Origin of the sequence: Paenibacillus solanacearum (assembly GCF_910593845.1) — a bacterium.
Lineage (GTDB): Bacteria > Bacillota > Bacilli > Paenibacillales > NBRC-103111 > Paenibacillus_G > Paenibacillus_G solanacearum.
In genome coordinates this window covers 1-632 of sequence record NZ_CAJVAS010000126.1, presented here as the reverse complement: position 1 = coordinate 632, position 632 = coordinate 1, and the positions used below count along the sequence as shown (strand labels likewise).

General features: G+C 57.0%; 1 rRNA gene. It reads right to left on the bottom strand.

What is annotated here, in order from left to right:
• Positions 1–632 (bottom strand): 23S ribosomal RNA (locus KXG62_RS33890); the annotation flags it as partial.

Sequence of the window (632 nt, the reverse complement as noted above, 5' to 3'; positions counted from 1 at the left end):
CCGCGCTTCCACCCCGAACCTATCTACCTCGTCGTCTACAAGGGGTCTTACATACTGGGAAATCTCATCTTGAGGGGGGCTTCACGCTTAGATGCTTTCAGCGCTTATCCCGTCCGTACTTGGCTATCCAGCCGTGCTCCTGGCGGAACAACTGGTACACCAGCGGTACGTCCATCCCGGTCCTCTCGTACTAAGGACAGCTCCTCTCAAATTTCCTGCGCCCGCGACAGATAGGGACCGAACTGTCTCACGACGTTCTGAACCCAGCTCGCGTACCGCTTTAATGGGCGAACAGCCCAACCCTTGGGACCTACTTCAGCCCCAGGATGCGATGAGCCGACATCGAGGTGCCAAACCTCCCCGTCGATGTGGACTCTTGGGGGAGATAAGCCTGTTATCCCCAGGGTAGCTTTTATCCGTTGAGCGATGGCCCTTCCATTCGGTACCACCGGATCACTAAGCCCGACTTTCGTCCCTGCTCGACCTGTTTGTCTCGCAGTCAAGCTCCCTTATGCCTTTGCACTCTTCGAATGATTTCCAACCATTCTGAGGGAACCTTGGGGCGCCTCCGTTACTTTTTAGGAGGCGACCGCCCCAGTCAAACTGCCCACCTGACACGGTCCCCGTACCGG